Genomic DNA, 16643 nt, shown 5'->3' on the forward strand with positions numbered 1-16643 from the left:
CTCCTGGCGACCGTTCCCGCACAGCGGGTCAGATGCCGAGCTGGGCGGCCCGGAGCCGGTCCACCACCGCCGCCGGCCCCTCCACCTGCACCCGCGAGACCCGCTGCCGGCCGGTGAGGAAGAGCGTCAGCTCGCCCGGCGCGCCGACCACCCGCACCCGTGGCCCGCCCCGCCCCGCCGACAGCGCGCCGTGCCCGGGCGCCTGCACCAGCAGGTCGGCCGGGAAGCGGCGCAGCGCCAGCCGGCCGAGCACCGAGGCCCGCCGCCACAGCACCGCGTCCAGCCCGGCCGGCAGGTCGCGCGGGCCCCACCCCGCCCGGGCCCGCCGGACGTCCTCGTGGTGGATGTAGAACTCCATGGCGTTGACCAGCTCGTCGGTGAGGGGATTGCTCAGCGGGCTCCACAGCGGCGGCCGGCGCACCTGCGCCACCAGCTCGTCGAAGGGCCGCGCCGCGACCCGCAGGCGCACCCGTTCGGCGTACCCGCGCAGCGGTGGCAGCGCGATCCCCCCGGCGGCGTCCGGCCGCCGCTCCCGCACGACGAGGTGGGCGGCGAGGTCCCGGACCGACCAGCCCTCGTTGACGGTCGGCGCATCAGGACCCAGGGTCTGCATGAGGTCGGCGAGCGCCTCGCGCTCCGACCGGGCGTACCGCGGCATGGCCCGATCGTAGGCCGGCGCGCCGCCGTCGGCCCGTCGTCGCGGGGACGGCCCCCGACGTGACCGCCGACATACCCGTTCCGGGACAGCGTGGCTGGACCCGTCCGGTAAGGATGAGGGGGATAATGTGCAACTTACGGCGGGGGAGAGCGTGACCAGCAGGACAAGTCGGGACGTGCTCCGCAGGGGGCTGTCCGTGCTCGGCCGGGCGATCCGGGAGCAGCCCCGGATCTTCGCGGTGGCGGTCAGCGGCAGCGTGCTGTTCGGCGGGCTGGTGATCGCCAGCGCGTACGTCGTCGGCGCGGTGGTCGGCGACGTCGTGGTGCCGGCGATCGCGCGCGGGTCGGTGGGCGTCGCCGCCCTCGCCCTCGCCGCCGGGGCGCTGTTCGGCATCAGCGTGCTGCGGGTGGTCGGCATCTTCGGCCGCCGGCTCGGCGCGGGCTACATGCAGTTCCGGCTCCAGGCCGCCTACCGCCGGCAGGTCACCCGCCGCTACCTGGACCTGCCGCTGTCCTGGCACCAGCGCAACGCCACCGGCACCCTGCTGTCCAACGCCAACTCCGACGTCGAGGCGGCCTGGTACCCGATCGCCCCGCTGCCCTTCGCCGTCGGCACCGTGGTCATGCTGGTCGGCGCGATCGCCTCCCTGTTCGTCACCGACTGGGCGCTGGCCCTCGTCGGGCTCGCGGTCTTCCCCGCCCTGTTCGCCCTCAACGTGGTCTACTCCCGCCGGATGGCCCCGCGCCAGGCCCGCGCCCAGCGGCTGCGCGCCGAGGTCAGCGGCATCGCCCACGAGAGCTTCGACGGCGCCCTGGTGGTCAAGACCATGGGCCGCGAGGCGCAGGAGACCGCCCGGTTCGCCGCCCGCGCCGGCGAGCTGCGCGACGCGCTGATCTCCGTCGGCCGGCTGCGCGGCGTCTTCGACCCGATGCTGGAGACCCTGCCCAGCCTCGGCACCCTCGCCGTGCTGGTCGTCGGCGCATTCCGTCTCCGGCAGGGCGCCATCTCCGTCACCGACCTGGTCAGCGTGGCCTTCCTGTTCACCGTGCTCGCCTTCCCCGTGCGGGCCATCGGCTGGGTGCTGGCCGAGCTGCCGCGCAGCGTCGCCGGCTGGGACCGGGTGCGCCGGGTGCTCGACGCCACCGGCGAGATGCCGTACGGCGACGTCGCCCTCGACCCGGCCGACCCGACGCCGGCCACGCTCGCCTTCGCCGACGTCGGCTTCGCCTACGAGCCCGCCGAGGCGCACCTGCCCGGTGCCGAGGTGCTCGGCGAGGTCACCTTCACCGTGCCCGCCGGGAAGACCGTGGCCCTGGTCGGGCCCACCGGCTCGGGCAAGTCCACCATCGCCGCGCTGGCCGTGCGGCTGGTCGACCCGCACACCGGCACGGTCAGCCTCGACGGCGTCGACGTCCGCCGGCTCACCGCCGCCTCGCTGGCCGGCACCGCCGCCCTGGTCGCCCAGGTGCCGTTCGTCTTCGACGACACCGTGCGGGCGAACATCGCGCTGGACCGGCCCGGCGTCACCGACGACGACGTCTGGGCCGCGCTGCGGCTCGCCGAGGCCGACGGCTTCGTCGCCGCGCTCCCCGAGGGGCTCGACACGATGGTCGGCGAGCGGGGCACCTCGCTCTCCGGCGGGCAGCGGCAGCGGCTCACCCTGGCCCGGGCCCTCGCCGGGCGGCCCCGGCTGCTGGTCCTCGACGACGCCACCAGCGCGGTCGACCCGAGGGTGGAGGCGGCCATCCTCGCCGGGCTGCGCGCCCCGGCCGCCGGCGGCCCCGCCGCCTCGATCCTCGTGGTGGCCTACCGGCGGGCCACCATCGCCCTCGCCGACGAGGTGATCTACCTGGAACAGGGCCGGGTGGTCGCCCGGGGCACCCACGCCGAGCTGCTCGCCACCGTCTCCGGCTACGCCGACCTGGTCACCGCCTACGAGCAGGCCGAGGCCGAGAGCGAGCAGCAGCCCCGCCCGTACGACGAGGTCACCCCGCTGACCTCCGGCCTGGAAGTCGAGGTGGACCGGTGAGTGTGGTGGAGGCCGAGCAACCGGCGGAGAACACCTGGCGCACGCTGCGGCGGGGCCTGGCCCTCTCGCCCGAGCTGCGCACCGGCCTGGCCGGCACCCTCGCGCTGGCGCTGGTCTACATGGTGGGCCGGGTCGCCGTGCCGGTGGCCGTGCAGCAGGGCATCGACGAGGGCATCGTCGGCGGGCTCGACCTGGGCGTGGTGTGGACCGTCGTCGCGGCGACCGCCGCCGTGCTGGTGGTGACCACCACCTGCGGCTACCTGATGATGCGCCGGCTGTTCACGGTCAGCGAGACGGCCCTGGCCAACGTGCGCACCCGGGCGTTCCGGCACGTGCACGACCTGTCGATGCTGCACCAGCAGTCCGAGCGGCGCGGCTCGCTGGTCTCCCGCGTCACCAGCGACGTCGACCAGATCACCCAGTTCCTCCAGTGGGGCGGGGTGATCCTCATCGTCAACCTCGGTCAGCTCGCGGTGACGACGGCCGTCATGCTCGCGTACTCCTGGCAGTTGACCCTCGTGGTGCTCGCCGCGTTCGCGCCGGCGGTGCTGGTGATCCGGCAGCTCCAGCGCCGCCTCGGCGGGGCCTACGGGGTGGTCCGGCAGCGGATGGGCACCCTGCTCGGCACGATCGGCGAGAGCGTGGTCGGGGCGCCGGTGATCCGGGCGTACGGGATCTCCGGGCGGACCGCCCGGCGGCTCGACGCGGCGATCGAGGGGCAGCAGCGGGCCCAGCAGCGGGCCATCCGGATCAGCATCATGGGCAGCTCGGTGGGGGAGCTGGCCGCCGGGCTGGCGCTGGCCGGCGTCGTGGTGCTCGGGGTGCTGCTCGGCGCGGACGGCACCCTGTCGATCGGGCAGCTCACCGCGTTCCTGTTCCTGGTGACCCTGTTCATCCAGCCGGTGCAGATCGCCACCGAGGTGCTCAACGAGGCGCAGAACGCGATCGCCGGCTGGCGGCGGGTGCTCGACGTGCTCGACGTCGCCCCGGACGTGGCCGACCCCGGCGAGCAGGGGCGGGACCTGCCGTCGGGGCCTCTGGACATCCGCTTCGCCGGGGTCGGTTTCGCCTACCCGGGCGGGCCGCCGGTGCTGCACGACGTGACCCTGGACATCGCGGCGAAGAGCCGGGTCGCCGTGGTGGGCGAGACCGGCAGCGGCAAGACCACGTTCGCGAAGCTGCTCACCCGCCTGATGGACCCGACCGACGGGGCGGTGCTGCTCTCCGGTGTGCCGCTGACCGAGGTCCGGTTCGCCTCGCTGCGTTCCCGGGTGGTGATGGTGCCGCAGGACGGCTTCCTGTTCGACGCCACCGTCGGGCACAACGTCCGCTTCGCCCGGCCGGAACTGACCGACGCGGAGCTGACGGCCGCGTTCACCGAGCTGGGGCTGGCCGACTGGCTGGCCGGGCTGCCGGCGGGGCTGGACACCCCGGTCGGCGAGCGGGGCGAGGCGCTGAGCGTGGGGGAGCGGCAGCTCGTGGCGCTGGCGCGGGCGTACGTGGCGGATCCCGACCTGCTGGTGCTCGACGAGGCGACCAGCGCGGTGGACCCGGCGACCGAGGTGCGCCTCCAGCGCACCCTGGACGCGGTGACCCGGGGCCGGACCACCCTCGCGATCGCCCACCGGCTCTCCACCGCCGAGGCCGCCGACGAGGTGATCGTGGTGGACCGGGGCCGGATCGTGCAGCGCGGGCCGCACGAGGAGCTGATCCGCGACCCGGACTCGGTCTACGGCCTGCTGCACGCCTCCTGGCTGGAGCAGACCCGCTGACGGTCCGAGCGGGCGGATCGGCGGTGCGGTGGACGCGGAGGAGCGCATGGTCTACGGTGCTGATTAGGTAAGCCTAACCTTCGGAGGTGGGTCATGCGCCCCAGTCCCGCCCTGCGCCCCACGCCCGCCGAGACCGTCCGGACGCTGGTCGCCGGCCGGCTCCCGGCCCTGGTGCACCTGGCCCAGCGGCCCGGCCCGTTCCACGTCCGGCACGCCACCGACGCCGACGGGCGGGTGCTGCTCCTCGTCGGCGTGCACAGCGACCTGGCGGCGGCGCTGCCCCGGGGCGAGGGCTCCGACGTCGCCGTGGCGCTGGACGTGCTCGACCTGCCGCCGGCCGCCGGCGCCCCGTCGCTCGGCCGCGCCTGGGTCTCCGGGTGGGCCGCCCCGCTGCACGGCGACGCGGCCCGCCAGGCCACGCTGGACTTCGCCGAGGTGGACCCGACCGGCGACCTGCTCGACGTGGGCACCCGCTTCCGGCTCTACCGCTTCGAGGTGGCCGAGGCCCGGCTGGAGCGCCCCGACGGGCTGCTGCGGATCGACCCCGTGGCGTACGCCGAGGCGGAGCCGGACCCGCTGCACCCGGTGGAGCCGGAGCTGCTCACCGAGCTGGCCGTGCACCACGGCCGGGAGATGGCCGCGTACGTCCGGCGGCAGCTCGGCCTGGTCGAGTCCGGCCCCGACGGCCCGCCCCGCGTGGTCCGCGTCGACCGGTACGGGCTGCTGGTCTCCCTCGGCCGGCCCGGCGCCCGGCGGCGGGCCCGGCTGGCCTTCCCGCGCCCGGTGGCCGACCACCGGGAGCTCGCCCGGCTGCTGCACCCGATGCTCTGCCAGCACCCGCACTCCGCCGCGCCCCGCGGCTGAGCGCCGCGCCGCTCGCTGGGGCGCGGGCTGTGCCGGTGGGCGCGGGCCGTGCTCCGGGAGGTGAGCGGGGTACCCCGCTCTACCGAATGCGTTAACAAGGGGCCCTTCCTTACCCCAGCCCCCCGCGCAGGTAGCGCTGGACGGTGGGGCCCACCGCCGCGACCAGGGTCTCCGCCGGGGCGGAGGCGACCGGCTCCAGCCGCACGACGTGCCGCATGAGGGCCAGCCCGACCAGCTGGCTGGCCACCAGCGACCCGCGCAGCGGCAGCTCGGCCGGGTCGACGTCGAGGTGCTGGAGGATCCGGCGCAGCACCTGGGTGACCAGGAACTCCCGCAGCAGCCGGGCCGTCCACTCGTTGCTCACGGCCGAGCGCAGCAGGGCCACCGCGGCGACGCCGGCCGGGGAGTCCCAGACGCCGAGGAAGGTGCGCACCAGCCGCTCGCCGACGCCGTCGGGGTCGCCGGCCAGCACCCGGGGCAGCAGCTCGCCCGGGTCGAGCGGGGCGCCCATCGCGGCCAGGAAGAGCTGGTCCTTGCCGCCGAAGTAGTGGTGCACCAGCGCCGGGTCGACCCCGGCCGCGGCGGCGATCGACCGGATCGAGGACGCGTCGAAGCCCCGCTCGGCGAACGCGGCGCGCGCCGCGTCGAGGATCGCCTCGCGGGTGCCCGGGTTGCCGGGCCGCCGGCCGGTGCGTCGCGGCGTCGCCATCGTCCCCACCCCGCCCGCGCGTCAGCCGCTGCGGCGGCGCAGGGTGGCCGCGGCCAGCGCCAGCGCCAGCACCGCCGCCCCGGCCACCACCCCGAGGTCGCGCCACATGGTGGCCGTCGGCTCGGCGTGCGCGCCGACCTCCTGCAACGCCTCGACGGCGTACGACAGGGGGAGCGCGTCGCTGACCGCCTGCAACCAGCCGGCCATCTCGTCGCGGGCGACGAACAGCCCGCACAGCAGCAGCTGGGGGATCACCACGACGGGCATGAACTGCACGGCCTGGAACTCGGTGCGCGCGAAGGCGCTGCAGAGCAGGCCGAGGGCGACGCCGAGGACCGCGTTGACCACGGCGATCGCGATCACCAGGGCGCTGCTGCCGGCGGTGGTCAGCCCGAACACCCGGTAGGCCACCCCGGCGGCGATCGCGGCCTGGCCGGCGGCGGCGAGGCCGAACGCGATGCCGTAGCCGAAGAGCAGGTCGAGCCGGCCCAGCGGGGTGGTGAGCAGCCGCTCCAGGGTGCCGGAGGTGCGCTCGCGCAGCATCGCGATGCTGGTCACCAGGAACATGATCACGAAGGGGAAGACGCCGAGCATCACCAGGGCCACCCGGTCGAACATGCTCGGCTGGCCGGGCGGGGTGGGCTGGTCGGCGTACATGTAGTAGACGAGGGTGAGCAGCAGGGCCGGCACCAGCACGAGCAGGGCGACGGTGCGCCGGTCGTGCCGCAGCTGGCGCAGGACGCGGCCGGTGGTGGCGGCCAGGATGCGCGCGTTCACGCCGCCGCCCCCTCGCCGGCCGCCCGCCCGGTGCCGCCGGCCGGTCCGTCGCCGGCCGCCTCGCTGGCCCGGATCAGGCGCAGGAACGCCTCGTCGAGGTCGTCGACCCCGGCGGCGGCGCGGACGGCGTCGGGGGTGTCGTCGGCGACGAGCCGACCCTCGCGGATCAGCAGCAGCCGGTCGCAGCGGGCCGCCTCGTCCATCACGTGACTGGACACCAGCAGGGTCGTCCCGGCGGCGGCGAGGGCGTGGAACCGGGCCCACAGGTCGGCCCGCAGCACCGGGTCCTGCCCGACCGTCGGCTCGTCGAGCACGACCAGCTCCGGCTCGCCGACGAGGGCGCAGGCCAGCGACGCCCGGCTGCGCTGCCCGCCGGAGAGGGCGCCGACGAGCTGGCCGGCGGCCCCGGCCAGCCCGACGTCGGCCACGGCCCGGTCCGCCTCGGCCCGGCCCCGGCCGTGCAGGGCGGCGAAGTAACGGGCGTTCTCGGCGACGGTGAGGTCGGCGTAGACGCTGGGCGCCTGGGTCAGGTAGCCGACCCGGCTGCGCAGCGCGGGGGAACCCGCCGGCCGGCCGAGGACGGTCACCGAGCCCGAGCGGACCGTCTGCACGCCGACCACGGCCCGCATGAGGGTGGTCTTGCCGCTGCCGCTGGGCCCGAGCAGGCCGGTGACGGCCCCGCGCGGCACCGCGCAGGTCACGCCGTGCAGCACCCGGCGTCGGCCCCGGTCCACGACCAGGTCGCGGACCGCGATCGCATGGTCCATCGCCACTCCCTGAGAAAGAATTCATCACCCGATGAACTCCACGGTAGGCGAGGGAGGGCACCGTCCGCAACGGGCCGCCGCCGGAGCGTCCGCGACGGCTGCCGCCGGGTCGGGCGGGGACCGGGCGGGCAGGGCTGCCGTCGGGGCGGGCGGGGGCCGCCGGCCGGAGCCGGGGGCGACGGCGGCGGCGAAAGGTACCCCGGGGCAGGAAAGAGAACCCTCGGGCACTAGCCTTCGGACCGGGCGTCAGCCTTCTGACCGGACAGCCCGTCCGGCATCGGGCATTGCGCCCCGATCGGGCGTACGGCACGATGGCGCGGTGGGTCACGCTGCGTCACCGGAAAGTGGATTCTTCGACGACTGGGCCGCCCGGTTGCGGCAGGCGGCCGAGCGCCCCGTCGTCGGCATCCTGCTGCGGGGCAGCCACGCCCGCCGGGCCGCCACGGCGCACAGCGACGTCGACCTCGACGTGCTGGTCACCGACGCGCCGCCGCCCCGCCCGGCCGGGCCGCCGATCAACGCCCCGTACGCCGCCCGCCGCGCCTACCTGGCCGAGAACGGCGGCCGGCTCACCCACGTCTCGGTGGCGGTCCGCGACGTCCGCTCCTGGCTGGAGCGGCTCGCCCAGCCGGCCGAGTGGGCGTTCGGGCTGCCGGTCACCGCGCCGATCCGGCTGCTCTGGGCCGACGAGCGGTGGCGGGCCCGCATCGACCTGCCGGTGCTCTGTCAGCCCGCCGACGAGCCGCGGCTGGAGGAGCTGATCGCCACGCTCGGTAAGGTCGCCGGGGCCCGGGCCCGGGGCGACCACCTCGGCGTCCGGCTGGCCGCCGCCGACCTGGCCCGGCTCTGCCCGTCCGTGCTGCGGCTGGCCAACCCGTCGGTGCGGGTGGTGTCCCGCCGGGCGGCGTTCGCCGCCGCCCTCGACCTGCCGGTCGCCCCGCCCGGATACCGCGACGACATGCTGCTCTGCCTCGGCGTGCGCCCCGGCTCCGTCGGCCAGCTCTGGGCCGCCGCCGGGCGGCTGGTCACCGGCACCGTCCCGCTGGTCCGCCCGTACGCCGAGGAGATCGCCGCCGGCGCCGGCGCGGACCTCGCCGAGGCGCTGTCCGACGGGCGGCTGGACCGCTACCTCGCGCAGCTCACGGGCGGGCCCGGGCCGGCGCGGGCCTGCGTGCCGGGCCCGACCCCCCTCGCCCGGCGGGAGCCGTCGCCGGTGCCCGCGCCGCGTGCGGGAGAATGGGTGACTGTGCCCGTACCTGACGCGCCGGTGACCGGCGCCAACGCCCGCAAGACCCCGGCGGCGACCCCCGGCCCGGCCCGCCCGTCCCGGCTTGACCCGGCCGTCGCCGCGCGGCTGCGCCGCACCCCCGACGGCCTGGTGGCCGCCGTGGTGCGCCAGCACGACACGGGCGAGGTGCTGATGGTCGCCTGGATGGACGACGAGGCGCTGCACCGCACCCTCACCACCGGGCTGGCGACCTACTGGTCGCGCAGCCGGCAGGAATACTGGGTCAAGGGGGCCACCTCCGGCCACCTCCAGCACGTCCGCTCGGTCGCGCTGGACTGCGACGGCGACGCGCTGCTGGTCAGCGTCGACCAGGTCGGCGCGGCCTGCCACACCGGCGAGCGCACCTGCTTCTTCACCGAGCTGCCGGTCACCACCAGCGGGGGGCCCGCATGACCGACGGCGTCGTCAGCCCCGACCAGGCCACCTTCGCCGACCTGGCGGCCCGCTGGCGGGTCGTCCCGGTCACCCGGCGGCTGCTCGCCGACGCGGAGACCCCGGTGGGCGTCTACCGCAAGCTGGCCGGCGGCCCGGGCACGTTCCTGCTGGAGTCCGCCGAGCAGGGGGCCGGCTCGGCGGGGATGGCCTGGTCGCGGTACTCGTTCATCGGGGTGCGCAGCAGCGCCACCCTCACCGAGCGCGACGGCGCGGCGTGCTGGACCGGCCAGCCGCCGGCCGGGCTGCCCGCCGGCGGCGACCCGGTGCGGGTGCTGCGCGAGACCGTCGAGGCCCTCGCCGGCCCGGCCTGGGACCCGGACAGCGGCATGCCGCCGCTGACCGGCGGCATGGTCGGCTACCTGGGATACGACCTGGTCCGCCGCTTCGAGCGGCTGCCGGAGCTGACCGAGGACGACCTCGGCCTGCCCGAGCTGGGCATGATGCTCGCCACCGACCTGGTGGTCCTCGACCACTACGACGGCTCGGCGATCCTGATCGCCAACGCGGTGCTGCCCCCGGCCGACGAGCCGGGCCGGGACGCCCTGGTCGCCGCGGCCTACCACCACGCGGTGGGGCGGCTGGACGCGATGACCACGGCGCTGTCCCGGCCCATCCCGCCGATGATCTCCACGGTCGACCGGCCGGCCGTCGCCGATGTGGTCAGCCGCACCGACCCGGGCGGCTACCCGAAGGCCGTCGAGGCGGCCAAGGAGGCGATCCGGGCCGGGGAGTGCTTCCAGATCGTGCTGGCCCAGCGCTTCGAGCGGCCCACCGACGCCGACCCGCTGGACGTCTACCGGGTGCTGCGCACCACCAACCCGAGCCCGTACATGTACCTGCTGCGCTTCGACGGCTTCGACGTCGTCGGCTCGTCGCCGGAGGCGCACCTGAAGGTCAACGCCGGCCCCGACGGTCGACGCCGCGCGCTGCTGCACCCGATCGCCGGCACCCGCCCGCGCGGCGGCACGCCGGACGCCGACGCCCGGCTCGCCGCCGAGCTGCTCGCCGACCCGAAGGAGCGCTCCGAGCACGTCATGCTTGTCGACCTGGGTCGCAACGACCTGGGCCGGGTCTGCCGGCCGGGCACGGTGGAGGTGCCGGAGTTCGCCACCATCGAGCGCTACAGCCACGTCATGCACATCGTCTCGACCGTGGTCGGCGAGCTGCGTCCGGAGCAGACGGCGTTCGACGCGCTGGCCGCGACCTTCCCCGCCGGAACCCTGTCCGGCGCGCCGAAGGTCCGGGCCATGGAGATCATCGAGGAGCTGGAGCCGGTCCGGCGCGGCCTCTACGGCGGCACGGTCGGCTACTTCGGCTTCGGCGGGGACCTGGACATGGCGATCGCCATCCGCACCGCGCTGATCCGCGACGGCCGCGCGTACGTGCAGGCCGGCGCGGGGGTGGTGGCCGACTCCGACCCGGCCGCCGAGGACCGGGAGACCCGCGACAAGGCCGCCGCCGTGCTCGCCGCCATCGCCGCCGCCGAGACGCTGCGGCCCGCCCGGTGAGCGCGGCGGGGCGGCCCGTCGCGGCACCGGGCGGCGGGTGGCCGCGGTGACCGGGCCGGCGACCGGCGGGGAGACCTCCGGGGCCGGCGCGCCGGCCGCGCGGGCGCGCCGCGAGCTGACGTACGCCGTGCTGCTCTGCCTGGCCGGCGCGGGCCTGGCGCTGTGGGCCTCGACCCGGACCTGGGCGGTGGAGTTGGCCGCCCGGCCGGCGCCGCTGCCCCCGGTGCGGGCGGCCCGCACCGGGGCGGGCCTGCTGCCCTGGCTGCCCGCGCTCGCGGTGGTCGGGCTGGCCGGGGGCGGGGCAGTGCTGGCCACCCGGGGGGTGCCGCGCCGGCTGGTCGGCGTCCTGCTGCTGGCGCTCGGCGCGGCCGTGGCTGCCGGCGGCGGCTACGGCCTGGTGGCCGCGTTCGACGGCACGGTGAGCCGGCAGTGGCCGGCGTTCTGCCTGGTCGGTGGCCTGCTCGCCGCCCTCGGCGGCGGCCTCGTCGCGCTGCGCGGCGGGGGCTGGCCGGCGATGGGGGCGCGCTACGAGCGCCCGGCCCGGCCCGGCGTCGGCCCCGCCGCGGCGGAGGCCGCCGTGGCGGGCCCGGTGGCCGGGCGGCGGACCACCGAGGCGTGGGACGCGCTGGACCGGGGCGAGGACCCGACGGCCGATTGACCGACGGCCGACTGACCGGCGGGCGATTGACCGGGGGACGCGTGCCCGGCCGGCGGCCGGGCCGCCTGGCGGCGCGGGCGGCCGGGGTCAGCCGACCGGCTGGCGGTCCGGCGTCGCGGCGCGGGCGGCGGCCAGCTCGGCCACCAGCCGGTTCAGCTCGGCGCGCTGGTCGGCGCGGGCCCGGTCGGCGCAGACGGCCTCCCAGGCGTTGCCGCGCGCGGTGCGCACCCGGGCGTCGCCCACGACGGCCCGCTCCAGGGTGTGCACCACCCCGACGGCCAGCGACGCCACGGTGCGGGAGATGGTGGTCAGTCCGATGGTCGGGTTGGGCCCGGCAGTGCTCATCTGGTCACCCCACACGAGATCGTTCCGACGGCGCGGGCGGCGGCTCGCCGCGACCGCCCGATGGGCCGTGGGCAGGCCCCTTGTCGAGTCTGCCCGAGTCCCACGGTGCCCGGCTCACGTTTCGCCGTGGTCACCGCCACGTCAACTGTCCGCCGGGTCCGGCCACCTGGGCAGGGCCGTTCAGCCTTGAGCTTCGTCACAACATCGACCGGCGTGCGCGCGGTCGCGCCGCCGGTGGGCGCGGGGGCCGCCGGCCGGTCGCGCCGGTGCCGACGGGCGGCGTGCGCCCGGCGCGCCGCGGACGGACAATGATCCGATGAAGATGGGCGATCATCGATGGATTGGCGGGCGGCGGCGTCACCGCGATCGATGCGGGAGATCGCGCTCGGTGATCTACCGTTCACCGGAAGTCGGCCATTATGCCGCAGCCCATCTCGTGAGGCGCGCCATACCCCCGGCACGTGCTGCCAGGTGGCGCCCCCTAGCATCGGCCCATGACACCCGGAGAGGGGAGTCCGTTGGTGACTGCTGAGCATGCGCACGCGGAGGGGGACGGGGCCGGTCCGGCGGCGTCCGGAAGCGTCCTCGACGAGATCCTGGCCGGCGTCCGCGAGGACGTCGCCCGACGGCAGGAGCAGGTTCCGCTGGAGCGGATCCGTGAGCTCGCCGCCGCCGCGCCGCCACCGCTGGACGCGTACGCGGCCCTGCGCCGACCCGGCGTGGCGGTGATCGCCGAGGTGAAGCGCTCGTCGCCGTCCAAGGGCCAGATCGCCGAGATCGCCGACCCGGCCGTCCTCGCCGCCGACTACGCCGCCGGGGGCGCGCGGGTCATCAGCGTGCTCACCGAGGGGCGCTGGTTCGGCGGCTCGCTGGACGACCTGGCCGCCGTCCGGGCCGCGGTCAGGGTGCCCGTGCTGCGCAAGGACTTCGTCGTCTCCAGCTACCAGGTGCACGAGGCCCGTGCGCACGGCGCGGACCTGGTCCTGCTGATCGTGGCCGCGCTGGAGCAGAACGCGCTGGTCGGGCTGCTGGAGCGGATCGAGTCCCTCGGCATGTGCGCGCTGGTCGAGGTGCACACCGAGGAGGAGGCCGACCGGGCCATGGAGGCCGGCGCGCAGGTGATCGGGGTCAACGCCCGCGACCTGCGTACCCTGGAGGTCGACCGGTCGGTGTTCGAGCGGATCGCCCCCGGCCTGCCCAGCAACGTCGTCAAGATCGCCGAGTCCGGCGTGCGCGGCCCGCACGACCTGATCCGGTACGCCTCGGCCGGTGCCGACGCCGTGCTGGTCGGCGAGGGCCTGGTCACCCAGTCCAGCCCCCGCGAGGCGGTGGCCGCCCTGGTCAACGCCGGCAACCACCCGGCGACGCCCCGCCCGGCGCGCTGAGCCGCGCCGGGCTCCCGCCCGGCGCGCCGAGCAACCCGGGGCGAGAAGTCAGCAGCGAGAGGACACCGCCATGAGCGCCACCGAACCGGCCCCGGCCGGTCAGCTCCCCGACGCCGCCGGTCACTTCGGCCGGTTCGGCGGCCGGTTCGTCCCGGAGGCGCTCGTCGCGGCGCTCGACGAGCTCGACGCCGCCTACCGCAAGGCGATGTCCGACGAGTCGTTCCGCGCCGAGTTCGACGCGCTGCTGCGCGACTACGCGGGCACCCCCTCGCTGCTCTACCCGGCGCACCGGTTCTCCGCCCAGATCGGCGCGCGGGTGCTGCTCAAGCGCGAGGACCTCAACCACACCGGCGCCCACAAGGTGCGCAACGTCCTCGGCCAGGCGCTGCTGACCAAGCGGATGGGCAAGCGGCGGGTGATCGCCGAGACCGGCGCCGGCCAGCACGGCGTGGCCACCGCGACGGCCGCCGCCCTGTTCGACCTCGAATGCGTGGTCTACATGGGCGAGGTCGACACCGAGCGGCAGGCGCTCAACGTGGCCCGGATGCGGATGCTCGGCGCCACCGTCGTCCCGGTCACCACCGGCTCGCGCACCCTCAAGGACGCGATGAACGAGGCGATGCGGGACTGGGTCGCCAACGTCGACGAGACGCACTACCTGATCGGCACGGCCGCCGGGCCGCACCCGTTCCCCGAGCTGGTCCGGGACTTCGTCCGGGGCATCGGCGTCGAGGCCCGCGCGCAGTGCCTGGAGTCGACCGGCGCGCTGCCCGACGCCGTCGCGGCCTGCGTCGGCGGCGGCTCCAACGCGCTGGGCATCTTCCACGCCTTCGTGCCCGACGAGGGCGTGCGACTCTACGGCTTCGAGGCCGGCGGGGAGGGCGTGGACACCGACCGGCACGCGGCCAGCATCACCGGCGGCACCTCCGGGGTGCTGCACGGCGCGCGCACCTACGTGCTCCAGAACGCCGACGGGCAGACCATCGAGTCGCACTCCATCTCGGCCGGTCTGGACTACCCGGGCGTCGGGCCGGAGCACGCGTGGCTGCACGACAGCGGCCGGGCGAACTACCTGCCGGTGACCGACGCCGAGGCGATGGCCGCGTTCGAGCTGCTCTGCCGCACCGAGGGGATCATCCCGGCGATCGAGAGCGCGCACGCCCTCGCCGGCGCGCGCAAGATCGCCCCGGGGCTCGCCGCCGAGCTGGGCCGGGAGCCGGTCATCCTGGTCAACCTCTCCGGTCGCGGCGACAAGGACGTGCACACCGCCGGCGAATACTTCGGCATCCTCGACAAGGAGCAGTGACTCGTGAGCCGCATCGGGGTCGCGTTCGACAAGGCCCGGGCCGACGGGCGGGCCGTGCTGGTGGGCTGCATGCCGGCCGGCTTCCCGACCGTCGAGGGCAGCATCGCGGCCATGAAGGCGATGGTCTCCGCCGGCGTGGACGTCATCGAGCTGGAGATCCCCTACTCCGACCCCGTGATGGACGGCCCGGTCATCCAGAAGGCCAGCGACATCGCCCTGGCCGGCGGCGTGCGCACCGCCGACGCGCTGCGCATCGTCGAGGCGGTCGCGGCCACCGGCGCGCCGGTGGTCACCATGACCTACTGGAACCCCATCGAGCAGTACGGCGTCGACGCGTTCGCCCGGGACCTCGCGGCGGCCGGCGGCACGGGCCTGATCACCCCCGACCTGATCCCCGACGAGGCCGACGAGTGGCTGGCCGCCTCGGACGCGCACGGCCTGGACCGCACCTTCCTGGTCTCCCCGTCGTCGACGGACGCGCGGCTGCGGATGACCGCGGAGCACTGCCGGGGCTTCGTCTACGCCACCGCCATCATGGGCGTCACCGGCGCCCGGTCGCAGACCTCGGAGGCCGCGCCGATCCTGGTCTCCCGGCTGCGCGAGGTGACCGACCTGCCGGTCGGCGTCGGGCTCGGCGTCGGCACGGGCGCGCAGGCCGGCACCGTCGCCGGGTACGCCGACGGCGTGATCGTCGGCAGCGCCCTGATCCGCTGCCTGCTCGACGCGCCCGACCCGGCCGCCGGCCTGACCGCCCTGCGGGCGCTGAGCGCCGAGCTGGCCGAGGGCGTCCGCCACCCGCAGCGCTGACCCGCCCCGCGCCGCCCCGCCCAGCGCCGCCCCGCCCCCTCCGCCGCCCAGCCCCGCCCCGCCCCCTCCGCCCCGCCCCGCCCGGCACCGCTCGCGCGCGCCGTGCGGGGTGAGAAGGGGACCCTTCTCGACCCCAGGCGTTAACAAGGGGCCCTTCCTTGCACCCGGCCCGGGGTGCCGCCGGGGCGGTGGGCGGCGGTAGCGTGTGCAACCGTGACCCTCGTCTCCACGATCCCCCAGGCGGCCCTGCCGAGCCCCAGCACGGCCGTCTGGCAGCTCGGCCCGCTGCCGCTGCGGGCGTACGCGCTCTGCATCATCGCCGGCATCGCGGTGGCCTGCGTGGTGACCGAGCGCCGGCTGCGCCAGCGCGGCGTCGCCCCCGGCGCGGTGCTCGACATCGCCGTCTGGGCGGTGCCGACCGGCATCATCGGCGCCCGGATCTACCACGTGATCACCTCGCCGGAGAAATACTTCGGCGCGGGCGGCGAGCCGCTCAAGGCGTTCGCCATCTGGGAGGGCGGTCTCGGCATCTGGGGCGCGGTGGCGGGTGGGGCGCTCGGCGCGTGGCTCGCGGCCCGCCAGCTCGGCATCCCGTTCGCGGTGGTGGCCGACGCGCTCGCCCCGGGGCTGCCGCTCGCGCAGGCCGTCGGCCGGGTGGGCAACTGGTTCAACAACGAGCTCTACGGCGGCCTGACGACCCTGCCGTGGGGGTTGCAGGTGCACGACATGGATCCCCGCAACCCGGGCCACGCCAAGGTCGTCGACGGCGAGCCGGTGCTGCTGCCGGGGCTCTACCATCCGGCGTTCCTCTACGAGGCGCTGTGGAACGTCGGCGTCGCCGCGCTGGTCCTCGTCCTCGACCGGCGGCTGCGCCTGGGCCGGGGGCGGGCGTTCGCGCTCTACGTCATGGGCTACACGGCCGGCCGGTTCTGGATCGAGCTGATGCGCACCGACGAGGCCAACCACATCCTCGGCCTCCGGCTCAACGTCTGGACGGCCGCGCTGGTCTTCGTCGGGGCGCTGGTCTACTTCCTGCGCGTGCGCGGGCCCCGGGAATACCTCGTCCCGCTGGGCGGCCCCGCCCCGGCCCCGGCGACCGGGGGCGACGTGTCCCAGCTCGACCTGTCCGAGCGGGAGGCCGGCGCGCGGGCCGCCGCCCCGGCGGGCTACCGGGTGGTGAGCGAGGAGCAGTTCCGCGCGTACGAGGAGACCGGGGCCGTCCCCGACGACCCCACCGCGACCGGCGACGCCGACGGCGGGGCAGCCGGGCCCGACGGGGCGGGCGACGAGGCGGCCGGGGCCACCGGCTCCCGCGCCGCCGACCGCGAGAGCTGA

15 protein-coding genes and 1 pseudogene are annotated in these 16643 nt (G+C 76.3%); 11 read left to right on the top strand and 5 right to left on the bottom strand.

From position 1 onward, the window contains the following. Positions 1-28: 28 nt before the first annotated feature. The gene (locus HDA31_RS07395) at positions 29-658 is read right to left on the bottom strand and encodes a TIGR03085 family metal-binding protein (protein WP_178065830.1); all 630 of its coding nucleotides are present in this window, start codon (positions 656-658) and stop codon (positions 29-31) included. A 151-nt stretch (positions 659-809) separates the two neighbouring features. Between HDA31_RS07395 and HDA31_RS07400 the strand changes: the two genes are divergently transcribed. The 3 genes from HDA31_RS07400 (at position 810) to HDA31_RS07410 (ending at position 5323) form a co-directional block, all read left to right on the top strand. Continuing rightward, a complete protein-coding gene (locus HDA31_RS07400; RefSeq protein ID WP_178065829.1) occupies positions 810-2687 on the top strand; it encodes an ABC transporter ATP-binding protein in 1878 nt (625 codons plus the stop codon). Further along, on the top strand, positions 2684-4459 hold the full coding sequence (locus tag HDA31_RS07405; RefSeq protein ID WP_178065828.1) for an ABC transporter ATP-binding protein: 1776 nt from the start codon (positions 2684-2686) through the stop codon (positions 4457-4459). Before HDA31_RS07400 ends, HDA31_RS07405 begins: the two co-directional genes overlap by 4 nt. 111 nt (positions 4460-4570) lie before the next feature. Beyond that, entirely contained in the window at positions 4571-5323 is a 753-nt protein-coding gene (locus tag HDA31_RS07410) for a DUF2470 domain-containing protein (protein WP_178067672.1), read from the top strand. A gap of 109 nt (positions 5324-5432) precedes the next feature. Here the strand turns inward: HDA31_RS07410 and HDA31_RS07415 are convergent, their stop codons facing one another. Genes HDA31_RS07415 through HDA31_RS07425 form a run of 3 tightly spaced genes read right to left on the bottom strand, consistent with a single transcriptional unit; the run spans position 5433 to position 7576 of the window. Further along, complete coding sequence (locus HDA31_RS07415) at positions 5433-6032, bottom strand: TetR/AcrR family transcriptional regulator (RefSeq protein WP_178065827.1); 600 nt, start codon at positions 6030-6032, stop codon at positions 5433-5435. Between the two features lie 21 nt (positions 6033-6053). Further along, a complete protein-coding gene (locus tag HDA31_RS07420) occupies positions 6054-6809 on the bottom strand; it encodes an ABC transporter permease (RefSeq protein WP_178065826.1) in 756 nt (251 codons plus the stop codon). Further along, positions 6806-7576 (bottom strand): ABC transporter ATP-binding protein, encoded by a 771-nt coding sequence (locus HDA31_RS07425; protein WP_178065825.1) that lies wholly within the window; start codon positions 7574-7576, stop codon positions 6806-6808. The genes HDA31_RS07420 and HDA31_RS07425 overlap by 4 nt, the downstream gene beginning before the upstream one ends. A 31-nt stretch (positions 7577-7607) precedes the next feature. Here HDA31_RS07425 and HDA31_RS31995 point away from each other — a divergent pair. From HDA31_RS31995 to HDA31_RS07440, 4 genes and pseudogenes are all read left to right on the top strand, one after another. Continuing rightward, a pseudogene (locus tag HDA31_RS31995) lies at positions 7608-8603 on the top strand (hypothetical protein); the annotation flags it as partial. Between the two features lie 219 nt (positions 8604-8822). After that, a complete protein-coding gene (gene hisI, locus HDA31_RS32000; RefSeq protein WP_246384707.1) occupies positions 8823-9257 on the top strand; it encodes a phosphoribosyl-AMP cyclohydrolase in 435 nt (144 codons plus the stop codon). Further along, positions 9254-10807 carry an anthranilate synthase component I gene (locus HDA31_RS07435; RefSeq protein WP_178065823.1) on the top strand — a complete coding sequence of 518 codons (1554 nt, stop codon included), beginning with the start codon at positions 9254-9256 and terminating at the stop codon, positions 10805-10807. Before hisI ends, HDA31_RS07435 begins: the two co-directional genes overlap by 4 nt. A 37-nt stretch (positions 10808-10844) precedes the next feature. Further along, positions 10845-11465: a Trp biosynthesis-associated membrane protein gene (locus HDA31_RS07440; protein ID WP_178065822.1), complete on the top strand. Its 621-nt coding sequence runs from the start codon at positions 10845-10847 to the stop codon at positions 11463-11465. An 87-nt stretch (positions 11466-11552) separates the two neighbouring features. Here HDA31_RS07440 and HDA31_RS07445 read toward each other — a convergent pair whose 3' ends face one another. Further along, positions 11553-11810 carry a hypothetical protein gene (locus HDA31_RS07445; RefSeq protein ID WP_178065821.1) on the bottom strand — a complete coding sequence of 86 codons (258 nt, stop codon included), beginning with the start codon at positions 11808-11810 and terminating at the stop codon, positions 11553-11555. Positions 11811-12331: 521 nt separating this feature from the next. Here HDA31_RS07445 and trpC point away from each other — a divergent pair. The 4 genes from trpC to lgt all read left to right on the top strand — a co-directional run bounded on the left by trpC (position 12332) and on the right by lgt (position 16643). Further along, positions 12332-13195 carry an indole-3-glycerol phosphate synthase TrpC gene (gene trpC, locus HDA31_RS07450; RefSeq protein ID WP_074474421.1) on the top strand — a complete coding sequence of 288 codons (864 nt, stop codon included), beginning with the start codon at positions 12332-12334 and terminating at the stop codon, positions 13193-13195. A gap of 70 nt (positions 13196-13265) precedes the next feature. Next, on the top strand, positions 13266-14501 hold the full coding sequence (gene trpB, locus HDA31_RS07455; protein WP_178065820.1) for a tryptophan synthase subunit beta: 1236 nt from the start codon (positions 13266-13268) through the stop codon (positions 14499-14501). 3 nt (positions 14502-14504) lie between these two features. Further along, a complete protein-coding gene (gene trpA / locus HDA31_RS07460; RefSeq protein WP_178065819.1) occupies positions 14505-15308 on the top strand; it encodes a tryptophan synthase subunit alpha in 804 nt (267 codons plus the stop codon). Positions 15309-15521: 213 nt separating this feature from the next. Next, a complete protein-coding gene (gene lgt, locus HDA31_RS07465) occupies positions 15522-16643 on the top strand; it encodes a prolipoprotein diacylglyceryl transferase (RefSeq protein ID WP_178065818.1) in 1122 nt (373 codons plus the stop codon).

Origin of the sequence: Micromonospora carbonacea, from assembly GCF_014205165.1 — a bacterium.
Classification (GTDB): Bacteria; Actinomycetota; Actinomycetes; order Mycobacteriales; family Micromonosporaceae; genus Micromonospora; species Micromonospora carbonacea.